The 11,654-nt window shown below is 63.5% G+C and carries 14 protein-coding genes and 1 tRNA gene; 9 read left to right on the forward strand and 6 right to left on the reverse strand.

The window, feature by feature from the left end; all coding sequences use genetic code 11:
- Nucleotides 1–349: 349 nt before the first annotated feature.
- Nucleotides 350–1,039 carry a crotonase/enoyl-CoA hydratase family protein gene (locus tag LPB260_RS28655; protein WP_208709523.1) on the reverse strand — a complete coding sequence of 230 codons (690 nt, stop codon included), beginning with the start codon at nt 1,037–1,039 and terminating at the stop codon, nt 350–352.
- A gap of 367 nt (nt 1,040–1,406) precedes the next feature.
- Here LPB260_RS28655 and LPB260_RS28660 point away from each other — a divergent pair.
- Nucleotides 1,407–1,496, forward strand: a tRNA-Ser gene (locus LPB260_RS28660).
- Between the two features lie 81 nt (nt 1,497–1,577).
- Here the strand turns inward: LPB260_RS28660 and LPB260_RS28665 are convergent.
- Entirely contained in the window at nt 1,578–2,024 is a 447-nt protein-coding gene (locus LPB260_RS28665; protein ID WP_208709525.1) for a DUF3592 domain-containing protein, read from the reverse strand.
- A 355-nt stretch (nt 2,025–2,379) separates the two neighbouring features.
- On the opposite strand from LPB260_RS28665, the gene earP reads away from it, so the two are divergent.
- Nucleotides 2,380–3,519: an elongation factor P maturation arginine rhamnosyltransferase EarP gene (gene earP / locus LPB260_RS28670; protein ID WP_208709527.1), complete on the forward strand. Its 1,140-nt coding sequence runs from the start codon at nt 2,380–2,382 to the stop codon at nt 3,517–3,519.
- 33 nt (nt 3,520–3,552) lie between these two features.
- Complete coding sequence (gene efp, locus LPB260_RS28675; RefSeq protein WP_208709529.1) at nt 3,553–4,128, forward strand: elongation factor P; 576 nt, start codon at nt 3,553–3,555, stop codon at nt 4,126–4,128.
- Between the two features lie 119 nt (nt 4,129–4,247).
- On the opposite strand, the gene LPB260_RS28680 is transcribed toward efp, so the two are convergent.
- Nucleotides 4,248–5,102, reverse strand: a complete 855-nt coding sequence (locus LPB260_RS28680; RefSeq protein ID WP_208709531.1) for a LysR family transcriptional regulator — start codon at nt 5,100–5,102, stop codon at nt 4,248–4,250.
- A gap of 96 nt (nt 5,103–5,198) precedes the next feature.
- Here LPB260_RS28680 and LPB260_RS28685 point away from each other — a divergent pair, with 96 nt between their 5' ends.
- The 3 genes from LPB260_RS28685 to queF all read left to right on the forward strand — a co-directional run bounded on the left by LPB260_RS28685 (nt 5,199) and on the right by queF (nt 7,265).
- Entirely contained in the window at nt 5,199–5,462 is a 264-nt protein-coding gene (locus LPB260_RS28685; protein ID WP_208709533.1) for a DUF1127 domain-containing protein, read from the forward strand.
- 169 nt (nt 5,463–5,631) lie between these two features.
- Nucleotides 5,632–6,330, forward strand: coding sequence for an orotidine-5'-phosphate decarboxylase (gene pyrF / locus LPB260_RS28690; RefSeq protein ID WP_208709535.1), 699 nt, complete (start codon nt 5,632–5,634; stop codon nt 6,328–6,330).
- Nucleotides 6,331–6,434: 104 nt separating this feature from the next.
- A complete protein-coding gene (gene queF / locus LPB260_RS28695; RefSeq protein WP_208709537.1) occupies nt 6,435–7,265 on the forward strand; it encodes an NADPH-dependent 7-cyano-7-deazaguanine reductase QueF in 831 nt (276 codons plus the stop codon).
- Nucleotides 7,266–7,313: 48 nt separating this feature from the next.
- Here the strand turns inward: queF and LPB260_RS28700 are convergent, their stop codons facing one another.
- Together LPB260_RS28700 and LPB260_RS28705 are read right to left on the reverse strand one after the other, a co-directional pair.
- Entirely contained in the window at nt 7,314–7,580 is a 267-nt protein-coding gene (locus LPB260_RS28700; RefSeq protein WP_208709539.1) for a DUF4404 family protein, read from the reverse strand.
- A gap of 156 nt (nt 7,581–7,736) precedes the next feature.
- Nucleotides 7,737–8,453, reverse strand: coding sequence for an HAD family phosphatase (locus tag LPB260_RS28705; RefSeq protein ID WP_208709541.1), 717 nt, complete (start codon nt 8,451–8,453; stop codon nt 7,737–7,739).
- A gap of 228 nt (nt 8,454–8,681) precedes the next feature.
- On the opposite strand from LPB260_RS28705, the gene LPB260_RS28710 reads away from it, so the two are divergent.
- Nucleotides 8,682–9,383, forward strand: a complete 702-nt coding sequence (locus tag LPB260_RS28710) for a VacJ family lipoprotein (RefSeq protein ID WP_208709543.1) — start codon at nt 8,682–8,684, stop codon at nt 9,381–9,383.
- A gap of 79 nt (nt 9,384–9,462) precedes the next feature.
- On the opposite strand, the gene LPB260_RS28715 is transcribed toward LPB260_RS28710, so the two are convergent.
- Nucleotides 9,463–9,762 carry a PilZ domain-containing protein gene (locus tag LPB260_RS28715; protein WP_208709546.1) on the reverse strand — a complete coding sequence of 100 codons (300 nt, stop codon included), beginning with the start codon at nt 9,760–9,762 and terminating at the stop codon, nt 9,463–9,465.
- 212 nt (nt 9,763–9,974) lie between these two features.
- Here LPB260_RS28715 and rssB point away from each other — a divergent pair, with 212 nt between their 5' ends.
- Both rssB and rssC read left to right on the forward strand, forming a co-directional pair.
- On the forward strand, nt 9,975–11,159 hold the full coding sequence (gene rssB, locus LPB260_RS28720) for a two-component system response regulator RssB (protein WP_208709547.1): 1,185 nt from the start codon (nt 9,975–9,977) through the stop codon (nt 11,157–11,159).
- 8 nt (nt 11,160–11,167) lie between these two features.
- Nucleotides 11,168–11,650 carry an anti-sigma factor antagonist RssC gene (gene rssC / locus LPB260_RS28725; RefSeq protein ID WP_208710219.1) on the forward strand — a complete coding sequence of 161 codons (483 nt, stop codon included), beginning with the start codon at nt 11,168–11,170 and terminating at the stop codon, nt 11,648–11,650.
- Nucleotides 11,651–11,654: the final 4 nt, after the last annotated feature.

Below are 11,654 nucleotides of genomic sequence, written 5' to 3' on the forward strand. Positions count from 1 at the left end.
CGGGTTTCTTTATGCCGAAAGGGCGATTACGAGAACTCTGGAGGCCTGCCCTTTACCAGAGCACCGGTCTGCAAAGGGCATGTTTACCGGGGTGGATTCTCCCGGGGAAGGCATTTTCAGCGTACTTCTAGCTCGATGGCGCTGGCGGGGTTGATCGCCTTGCGGACTTAAGGGGGGAAGTCGAAGTGCGGCGTGATCCGAGGCCCTTTGCGCCCTCAGGGCTGGGAGACGGAGGCGTCCTGGGGGGTACGTAAACCGTTCGCCCTGAGGCAGAGGCGCCTGCCCGGGGCGATACGGCCCGAGTAGCCCGGCCGAGGCGCGCCGGGCCTTGGGGATTGTGCGCGGGTGGTCAGAGCAGTTGCTGGCGATCCTGCTCGATGGCCCGGTCGAGGCTCTCCAGCAGCGCCTTGCGCACTTTCAGCTTGGTGTTGCGGTGCGCGGTCATGTTGATCTTCTTCAGCTGTTGCGCGGCGGCCAGGGCGGTGGCCATCAGCTGTTCGGCCGGCACCACCTTGTCGAGGAAACCGGCATCGACGGCGCCTTGCGGGTCGAACATCTCGCCGTTGATCACCGAACGATGAAACGCCGACTTGCGCAGGCGGTCGCGGGCCAGTTCGATGCCCACGTGGTGCATGGTCATGCCGATTTGCACTTCATTCAGGCCGATGCTGAACGGACCTTCGACGCCGATACGGTAATCGGCCGAGAGCAGGATGAAGGCGCCCTTGGCCACCGCATGGCCCGGGCAGGCAACGATGATCGGGAAGGGGTGGGCCAGCATGCGCCGCGCCAGCGTCGAGCCGGCGGCAACCAGATCGATGGCGTTCTGCGGACCGGAGGTCATCACCTTCAGGTCGTACCCGCCCGAGAGGATGCCCGGCTGGCCGGTGATGACGACGATGGCCTTGTCCTGTTCGGCGCGATCCAGCGCAGCATTGAAGGCGGCGATTACGTCCGGGGAAATGGCATTCACCTTGCCATTGTTCAGGGTCAGGGTGGCAATGCCGTCTTCGAGTTGATAGCTGATCAGGTCGCTCATCGCGGGGTTCCTTGTGCTGAGGTGGGGGCAGACGTTACTCACCCGTTTCGTCCAGGTAAAGCGCGGCGGCTGACCGGTTGGTCAGCCCAGAGGCCCGGTTTTCCTGAGGCGGGCGCCGCGCGACGCCAGCGGTTCGGCTAGGGCGCGTGGTCACCGGGCAGTCGATAGAATCCGTTTCGGTTGCTGCGGCTGCGGACTGCGATCGCCAGCCAGCCGTCCCTATGACCGGACCTGGAGCAGGGCGTAGTAGCCCAGTAACCCGTTGTTTGGCATAAGCGCATGAATCTTTTGAAAAAAACTTTTGCCTTTGGCGAACTGTTCGGCTAGATTAGCGCGCCTCGACAGACAGCGATGTCCAGCGAGATCCGGTGAAGTGTCCGAGTGGTTGAAGGAGCACGCCTGGAAAGTGTGTATACGGGAAACCGTATCAAGGGTTCGAATCCCTTCTTCACCGCCAGATAGATACAGCTAAAGCCCCGAGAGCTAACAAGTTCTCGGGGCTTTTTGCGTTATGGGGCCTTGGGGTGATGGAGACTGCTCAGCCCCTTAGCCCATAAGCCATCATGCTCAGGCTGATCACCAGGCTGACGCTGGCCAGGGCGAGCTCGGCGTAGCGTTTGCCTGGCTTGCTACCTGTAATCAGGGTGGCCTCGGCAGGCGCTGCCGGGTCGTAGTGCACGGCAACTTTCAGGCCTGGGGCGAAGCGCTGGGCGAGCCTTTCTGCTTCCTCCTGTTGAAGGATTGGGTACAGCGTCGCGCGGTTGCCCTGGTAGCGCACTCCGCCGACCTGGTACTCATAGTGCAATAGAAAGTCGTGCCGGTCAGCGTCAGCGCTGTGGGCCGCGACTTCGGAGCTGAGTATGCGACCAGGCACTGTCGGCCAGCGCGTGCTCGCCTCGTAGCGAAGGAATGACTTCAGTGCCTGCCACAGCAGGTAGGTGGATAGAACAAGGAGAATGGTGCCTCCCCAAAAGGCTGAATTCATGACTGCTCCTGGGATCGAGGGGGTTTGCAGTTGCCTGGGCTTGATGAAAGGCAGTCCAGTGGTCGCTGCGGTGCGGGGTAGAAACGGGGTTGGCATGGCGGGAGGGGGATTCTACCGTCAGGCCCCTCGCCTTGGTCAACGGCGGATGGCTGCTGCCTCCGTTCACTCCCTCTCTGGGCTTCGCTTCGTCGATTTAGCCGGCAGGCGTGGATGTCTCCGTTCTGTGTCGGCATCATTCGCCGGGAGGCCTTATCAGTCAGCAATAGGTTTAATTCAGTGAGCGCGTCAGGCAGCCGGCTGCCGCTCATTCAGGCCAAGGCGCTAGGCGGGTTGGCCGTACTCTGGGAAGCAAAACGTGAAGTGGGACATTTTCTGCAGGGTCGTCGATAACTACGGCGATATTGGGGTGACCTGGCGCCTGGCCAGGCAGCTGGTTGCCGAGCATGGGCTGGGGGTACGCCTGTGGGTGGATGACATGGCGGCGTTCGCGCGCATCTGCCCCGGCGCGGATGCCAGCGCTACGCGCCAGGTGCGGCAGGGCGTGGAGCTGTGTCTTTGGGCCGGTGACTGGCAGTCGAGCGCCCCGGCGGATGTGGTCATCGAGGCGTTCGCCTGCGAGTTGCCGGCGGCCTATGTGGCGGCCATTGCGGCGCGGCCGGCGAAGGTGCTGTGGCTCAACCTCGAATACCTGAGTGCCGAGGACTGGATCGACGGCTGTCACGGTCTGCCGTCCTTGCAGTCGAGCGGTCTGCAGAAGTTCTTCTTTTTTCCGGGATTCACCGTGGGTAGCGGCGGTCTGCTGCGCGAGCGCGATCTGCTGAGTGAATGCCAGGCGTTTCAGGCCGATGCCGGAGCGCAGGCGGCTTTTCTTGCCGGGCTCGGAGTGACGCGTTTGCCCGGCGCGCGCCTGATCTCGCTTTTCGCCTACGAGAACCCCGGACTGGCCGCTTGGCTGGACGCCTTGGCAGCGGACAGCCGACCCAGCCAGCTGCTGGTGCCGGAAGGGCGCATTCTTGTCGATCTGCAGGAGTGGATTGGTGCGCAGTGCTTGGCGGCCGGCGATATGCGCCAGTGCGGGCAGTTGCAGGTTCAGGTGCTGCCATTCATCGAGCAGGCGCAGTACGACCGGCTGCTCTGGTGTTGTGACTTCAACGCGGTGCGTGGCGAGGATTCCTTCCTGCGGGCGCAGTGGGCCGGGCGGCCGCTGCTCTGGCATATCTATCAGCAGGCGGAGGGCGCGCACTGGGACAAGCTCGAGGCATTCCTGGCGCTCTACTCACAGGGCCTGCCGCCCGAAGCGGCCGGAGCGCTGGCGCGGTTATGGCGCAGTTGGAACGCGGGGGAGGGGGTGGGCGAAGGCTGGCGGGCCTTGCAGCCGCACTGGCAGGTACTGGTCGCGCATGCGCAGCGCTGGAGCCTGGAGCAGGGCGCGCGGACCGATCTTGCCGCGGCGCTGGTACAGTTTTACCGAAATTGGCTATCATACGCGGCCTAGAAATTTGTATCCCCATCCAAACCGGATATTCGTATGAAAACCGCACAAGAAATGAAGCCCAACAGCGTGGCCCTGATCGACGGCCAGCCGTGGCTGGTCCAGAAGGCCGAGTTCACCAAGTCCGGCCGCAACAGCGCCATCGTCAAGATGAAGCTGAAGAACCTGCTGAACGGCTCCAAGACCGAGACCGTTTACAAGGCCGACGACAAGATGGAGCCGGTAATCCTGGAGCGTAAGGAAGTGAATCTTTCTTACATCAGCGGTGACGACTACGTGTTCATGGACCCGGAATACAACTCCTACGAGCTGCGTGCCGAAGACCTGGAAAGCGTACTGCCGTTCATCGAAGAAGGCATGACCGACGTCTGTGAAGCCGTGTTCTTCGAAGGCAAGGTGATCTCCGTCGACCTGCCGACCACCATCGTGCGCCAGGTGGTCTACACCGAGAACGCCGCCCGTGGCGACACCTCCGGCAAGGTGATGAAGCCTGCCAAGCTGCGCAATGGCACCGAGATCAAGGTCGCAGAGTTCGTCGAGATCGACGACTGGATCGAGATCGATACCCGTGACGGTACCTACAAGGGCCGCACCCAGGCGCCGCAGGCCTGAGTACAGGCTTGAAGCGTTGAAAAAACCCGACCCTGGCGTCGGGTTTTTTTATGCCTGGTTTTTTCGACTTCAGGGTTTGCGGCAGGCAGGCCTTAGGCGTCGTGCGCGGGCGCTAGGGCTTAGAGTCTGAAACCCTCGACGATGTGCTCGGCCAGGGTTTCGGTTACCGGCGACTGGGTGTGGGGGTTGCGCAGCAGGACGATGCTGGCCGACGGCATGGCTGGCAGCCCTTCGGCTTCGCCGATGATGCGCTGGTCCGGGGTGATCAGGCTCTGCAATTGTGCGGTGACAGCGAGCCCGGCGCTGACCACGGCCATGATCGCTGACAGGCTCGGGCTGGTATAGGCGATGCGGTACTCGCGCTCTATCGCGTCCAGGGCGTTGCAGGCCCAGGAGCGGCAGAAACACTGGGAGTTGAACATCGCCAGCGGCAGCGGCTCCTGTTCATGGGGGCTGAAACCCTGCGCCTCGGCCCAGACGATGCGCTCCTGGCGCAGCAGTTGGCCGATCTCGTTACCCGGCTCGCGGGTGACGATGGTCAGGTCGAGGTCCTGGCGCTGCAGCAGGCCCGATGAGGGCTCGCAGTGCAGCTCCACCTGCACCAGGGGGTAGGCCTGGGCGAAGCGCGAGAGAATCCCCGGCATGAAGCGCATCAGGTAGTCATCCGGTGTGCCAATGCGCACCGCGCCGACCATGTGCGGCTCGCGCAGGGTGGTCATCACCTCGCCATGCAGCTTGAGAATGCGTCGTGCATAGCCCAGCAGCACCTGGCCCTCGGCGGTCAGGCTGACCTGACGGCCATCGCGCTGGAACAGCGGGCGCTGCAGTACGTCTTCCTCGAGGCGCTTCATCTGCATGCTCACCGCCGACTGGGTGCGATTGACCATCTCGGCGGCGCGGGTGAAGCCCCCGTGGTCGGCAATCGCGACGAAGGTTCGCAGCAATTCGCTGTCGATGCTCGGGTAGTTGGCCATTCATCAATATCCAAGATGCATGACATAAGAAACATTCGTTGGATTGATCATAAGCCGGGCGCGAGACTGTCGCCAACCCCACAGGAGGGCGACGAGATGAAAGGTCAGAAAGGTTATGCAATTGCACACGGCTTGTCTTATCCCGGCGTGAGTCCGAGCGCTCTTGTCAGGGCGCTCTGGCTGCAACTCAAGCGCTGGCGGCAACTGGCGGAGCAGCGGCGGCGATTGGCCGGCCTGAGCGACGAGGCGCTCAGCGACCTCGGCCTGAGTCGCGCCGATGTGCTGCTCGAAAGTGAGCGGCCATTCTGGGACGATCCCCTGGCGAAATCTGCCGGTCACCACGAGCGGAGTCGTCGATAGGTTGAAGTCGATGCCGGTCAGGGTGCTGTTTAGCGGCATCGGCACCCTGGCCGGCGCCTGCTGGGAAAGGTGTCGGCCGTGCTGATAGGGCGGCCGGATCGGTGGGGCGGCAAGCGCCCCTGGCTTCCGTTACAATGCGCGCCGATTTCCCCAGTCAGAGAGCCCGCCCATGTCCGCTTGCCAGACTCCGATCATCGTTGCCCTGGATTTTCCGACCCGCGATGCCGCACTCGCGCTGGCCGATCGGCTCGATCCCCGGCAGTGTCGCGTCAAGGTCGGCAAGGAACTGTTCACCCGCTGCGGGCCGGAAATTGTCGGCGCCCTGGGCGACAAGGGTTTCGAGGTGTTTCTCGACCTGAAATTCCACGACATCCCCAACACCACGGCGATGGCGGTCAAGGCCGCTGCCGAGTTGGGCGTGTGGATGGTCAACGTGCACTGCTCGGGCGGCCTGCGCATGATGGCGGCCTGCCGCGAAACTCTCGACGCGCTGGGCGGGCGGGCGCCGCTGCTGATCGGCGTCACCGTGCTGACCAGTATGGAGCGCGAGGACCTGGCCGGCATTGGCCTGGATATCGAGCCGCAGGAGCAGGTGTTGCGCCTGGCCGGGCTGGCGCAGCAGGCCGGCCTGGACGGCCTGGTCTGCTCGGCCCAGGAGGCCGGCGCGCTGAAGGCCGCCCATCCGTCGCTGCAACTGGTCACCCCGGGTATTCGTCCTGCCGGCAGCGCCCAGGACGACCAGCGGCGCATCCTGACCCCGCGCCAGGCCCTGGATGCCGGCTCCGACTACCTGGTGATCGGCCGACCGGTCAGCCAGGCGACCGATCCGGCCCAGGCGCTGGCGGCGTTGGTGGCGGAGCTGGCCTGAATCCCCCCGGGCGCTGGGCGGGAGCTGCAGGCGCAGCCGCCCGGCGCTGAATTCATCGGGATTGTTGTATACAATCGCCCATCACGCTTAATCAGGTTTCTGCCATGCATCCCGCCGCCGAAGATTCGCCTCTGGGCAAATCCAGCGAATACATCGCCACCTATACGCCGTCGTTGCTGTTTTCCATCCCGCGCGCGCCGAAATGGGCCGAGCTGGGCCTGACGGCGGCGACCTTGCCTTATCAGGGGGTGGACCTCTGGAACTGCTTCGAATTGTCCTGGCTGCTGCCCTCGGGCAAGCCGGTGGTGGCGATCGGTGAGTTCGCCATTCCGGCGGACTCACCCAATATCATCGAGTCGAAGTCGTTCAAGCTGTACCTCAATTCGCTCAACCAGACGGTATTCGCCGATACGTCCGAGCTGTGCGCCGTGTTGCAGAAGGACCTGTCGGCCGCCGCCGGCAAGGCGGTCGGCGTGCGGGTACGCAGTCTGGGTGAGGTGGCCGCCGAGGGTGTCGCGAGTTTGCCGGGCCGCTGCATCGACGAGCTGGACGTGCCCATCAGCAACTATGCCCAGCCACAGGCGCAGCTGTTGCGCTGCGAGCCCGGGCGCATAGTCGAGGAAAGCCTGCACAGCCACCTGCTGAAATCCAACTGCCCGGTCACCGGTCAGCCGGATTGGGGCAGCGTGGTGGTGCAATACCGGGGCCCGGCGCTGGACCCTGCCAGCCTGCTGGCCTACCTGGTGAGCTTTCGCCAGCATGCCGACTTTCATGAGCAGTGCGTCGAGCGCATCTACCTCGATCTGTTGCAGTTGCTCAAGCCGCAGCAGCTGACGGTGTATGCGCGCTATGTGCGCCGCGGCGGTCTGGATATCAATCCGTATCGCAGCAGCGCGGCGATCGAGCCGGACAATCGCCGCCTGGTCCGCCAGTAACGAGAAACCCCAGCCGCAGCTGGGGTTTTCTATTCGCCGGCTGGAGCTTCAGATCCCCATGTTGGCCAGGCTCTGCAGGATATTGCGCAGGGTGCCCGCCAGGGTCGGATGGCTGGCCTCGAAGCGCTCCACCGCCAGGTTGACCCCGTCGATCAGCGTTGCATCGGGCGCGGCAGCGGCTTGGCGGGCCAGCTGCAACTCGATCTCCTGAGTCAGCACGTACAGCGAGGCGCGCTCCTCCTCACTCAGCGGGGGATCCTGTGCCAATTGATTGCGCAGGTCTTCCAGTTGCTGCTGCAGACGGTTTGCAGGCATAGGGTTCTCCCTTTTCGAATAGGCAAAAGCATTGACCCTGCGCATCCGCGAAAGGTCCCTGCCTGCCTTCAGGGTAATCCAAGCGTGGCGCCTTTGCCTGCCCTGGCTCACGCTTTCCCGCCGGCCTTAGAGGTGCGGCGGCGCAGTTGCCCAGCCTCAGGGTTTCTCGCCCTTGTGTCGCCGAGCGCTCAGGTCGTCCAGGCAGGCGGGCAGATCGGTCAAATGGTCGATCACCGAGTGCACGCCGAGACGGTACAGCCTGAGGGTCGCCTGGCTGCGCAGGCGGTCACGCTCGTCGCCGTTCAGTGCGCGCCAGTCGGCGGGTGCCAGGCCGCAGAGCGGCCCGCAGGCAGCCAGGCCGACGGTCCAGAGGCCGGCGTTGAGCCCGGCCTGGAGCAGGCGCGGCTCGCCGCTGATCAGCACGCAGCCCGCCAGTTGCTCCACCTGCAGCTCGACCAGCATCTGCCAGCAGGCGTCAGGGGCCGGCCAGGGGCGACCGTTCGCGTTTGGGCCAGCGCCGTGCAGCCAGTCTGGCAGGTGCTTCGCCAGGCTGGCGCTGGCGTCGCGCGGCAGCTCGTCAAGCCAGGCGCAGGGGATGTCCTGCTGGTGCAGCTGTACTAGCAGCTCCTTTGCCCCGGGCGTGTACTCGGCATGTTCACTGGCCGCCTCGCCAAGGGCTCGATGGTAGGCGAGTAGCTCGTCGCCCTGCGGCGAGCGGCCGAGCAGTTGTTGCAGGTTGTTCGGCACGTCAGAACACGCTGGGTACAGGCGCTGCAGGGCCACCGGGATGGTGCGGGCGCCAAAGTCGACCAGGCAGCCGGACAGCCCGAACAACAGGGCGGAGAAGGGGGCGGGGCGGGCAAGCGGCGGCATGGCGGTCGACTTCGATAAGGGGCTGCGCCAGGCTAACGAGTGGAGATGACGAGGCGATGACTGGCTCGTGACAGGCGCCGCCTTATTGGCCGGTAGCGGCAGGGCTTGGCACTTAGCGGAGAGTCACTCCGCTATGCTGCCTATATCCGGTTGCAGGCTTTATACTTCGCGGCTGCTACCAGGGCCGCCTGCTGACCGGCCTCCGTTTTTTCTCAAGGAGCGATTGCAATGTATGTATTCGGAACGAACTGGATTGAGCGCCTGGGCCGATTGCTGGTCTGCGTCGGCTTGGGGATGCTTCCGCTCGTCACGCAGGCGGCCGAAGAGGATCCTTGGGAAGGCGTCAACCGGGTGATCTTCCGCTTCAACGACACAGTCGATACTTACGCGCTCAAGCCTCTGGCCCAGGGCTACCAGGCGGTTACCCCCGAGTTTCTCGAGGACGGCGTGCACAATGTCTTCGGTAACCTCGGCGATATCGGCAACCTGGCCAACGACCTGCTGCAAGGCAAGTTTCATGATGCCGGCGTAGACACGGGGCGGGTGATCTTCAACACCACGTTCGGCGTGCTCGGTTTCTTCGACGTGGCCACTCGCATGGGCCTGCAGCGCAATGATGAGGACTTCGGCCAGACGCTGGGCGCCTGGGGCTTGGGGAGCGGGCCCTATATCGTGCTGCCGCTCATGGGTCCAAGCACCATTCGCGACGCTGCCGGCAAGTTGCCGGACTCGTTCCTCGAGCCCTATCCCCATATGAGCCATGTGCCCACGCGCAACCTGACCCGTGGCGTCGATGTCATCGATACCCGCGCCAGCCTGCTGTCGGCGGAGAAGCTGATCAGTGGCGACAAGTACCTGTTCATCCGTAATGCCTACCTGCAGAATCGTGAGTTCAGGGTGCAGGACGGACAGGTCGAGGACGACTTCTAGCGTCCACCTTGGCGCGGCGTTGAAAACAATAAAGGCGGCCCGTGGCCGCCTTTATTGTTTGGGCGCAAGCGCCGAGGCTTCAGTTCATTGAGATGATCGCCAGGCCGAGCGCCTGGCGGCCGTCCTCCAGTTGACTGACCCGCACCACTTCGGCTTGCGCATCCAGGCCCTTGAGTTCGTTGTGCTCCGAGGCGATATGCACCCGGACCTGGTCGCCCATGTTCAGCGTCGATCTGGCCTCCAGTTGCATGCCGGTGCTCGACAGGTCGAGGCACAGCGCGGGAATTTCCTGGCCGGCATGGTGCAGTGTGACCGGCGCTTCCAGTCGCATGCGGATGTAGTCGCGTTTTTCACTGTAGGCACGATCACTTTGGCTCATGGGACTATCCTCTTGTTATGGCGCTCTCCTGTCGCCCTTATAACCTTGGCCGATTTGGGGTGTAAAGTCGCGTTGCGATGATCGGCGTGCGCTTGAATCGGGCAAAGGATGGGAGTACCGTCTGCGCCTTAACGCAAACCGAGTATGCGCGGGCAGGCTGCGGCCTGACGTCTACGTCCACTCATCCCCGGCGCAGTTTGCCTGGATATCCCATGCACAGAACCAGTGCCACGCTGCTGATCATCGACGACGACGAAGTAGTGCGAGCGAGCCTCGCGGCCTACCTCGAAGACAGCGGCTTCCACGTCCTGCAAGCGGCCAACGGTCTGCAGGGGCTCGAGGTGTTTCAGCGCGAGCAGCCCGACCTGGTGGTCTGCGATCTACGCATGCCGCAAGTCGATGGGCTGGAGCTGATCCGCCGGATCAACGCGCTGGAAGTGGAAACCCCGGTCATCGTGGTGTCCGGCGCAGGGGTGATGACCGATGCGGTCGAGGCTCTGCGTCTCGGTGCCGCCGACTACCTGATCAAGCCCCTGGAAGATCTCGCGGTGCTCGAGCACTCGGTGCGTCGCGCCCTGGATCGTGCTCACCTGCGCCAGGAGAACCGCCGCTACCGCGAGAAGCTCGAGGCGGCCAACCGCGAGCTGCAGGCCAGTCTGCACCTGCTGCAGGAAGACCAGAATGCCGGGCGCCAGGTGCAGATGAACATGCTGCCGGAGACGCCCTGGAAGGTCGATGGATTGCAGTTCGCCCATCAGATCATCCCGTCGCTCTATCTGTCCGGCGACTTCGTCGATTATTTCCGGGTCGACGAGCGGCGTGTGGCCTTCTACCTGGCCGACGTCTCCGGTCACGGCGCGTCCTCTGCCTTCGTCACCGTGCTGCTCAAGTTCATGACCACGCGACTCTTGTACGAGTCGCGCCGCGGCGGCCGCCTGCGCGAATTCAAGCCCTCGGAAGTACTCACGCATATCAACCGCGGCCTGATCAACTGCAAGCTCGGCAAGCATGTGACCATGCTCGGCGGGGTGATCGATGAGCAGAGCGGCGAACTGAACTACAGCATCGGCGGCCATTTGCCGTTGCCGGTGCTGTTCAGTGAGGGCCAGGCCCAGTACCTGAGCGGTCGTGGTTTGCCGGTTGGCCTGTTCGAGGAGGCCGACTACGCCGATCACAAGCTCAAGCTGCCGGAGTCCTTCAGCCTGACGCTGCTGTCCGACGGGATTCTCGATCTGCTGCCTGGTGAGACGCTGCAGGAGAAGGAGACCGCGCTGCCCGAATTGGTGGCCTCGGCGGGCGGCACCCTGGAGGGGTTGCGTCAGGTGCTCGGGCTGGCCAATCTGGCGGATATGCCGGATGATATCGCCTTGCTGGTGTTAAGCAGGAACCTTGCATGAATCCTGGGATGAACCCCGGTAGAATCCAGTTCGCCGAACAAGACGGTACTTTCGTCCTGAAGTTCGTTGGTGAAGTGCGCCTGACCCTCTGTTCGGCGCTGGATGCCACCATCGAAAAGATCTTCACTGCGCTGAACTTCTCGGCCATCGTCATCGACCTGACCGAGACGCGCAGCATCGACAGCACCACCCTGGGATTATTGGCGAAGTTGTCGATTCTCTCGCGGCAGAAGATCGGCCTGTTGCCCACCGTGGTGACCACCCATGCGGACATCACCCGTCTGCTGCAGTCGATGGGCTTCGATCAGGTCTTCAATATCGTCAACAAGCCAATTCCCTGCCCGGAATGCCTGGCCGACCTGCCATCACAGGATCAGTCCGAAGAGGTGGTTCGGGCCAAGGTCCTGGAGGCGCACCGCATCCTCATGGGTCTCAACGAGTCCAACCGCGAAGCCTTCCACGATCTGGTCAGTGCGCTAGAGCACCACTGAGAGT

The sequence above is a fragment of the Pseudomonas sp. LPB0260 genome, from assembly GCF_013388395.1.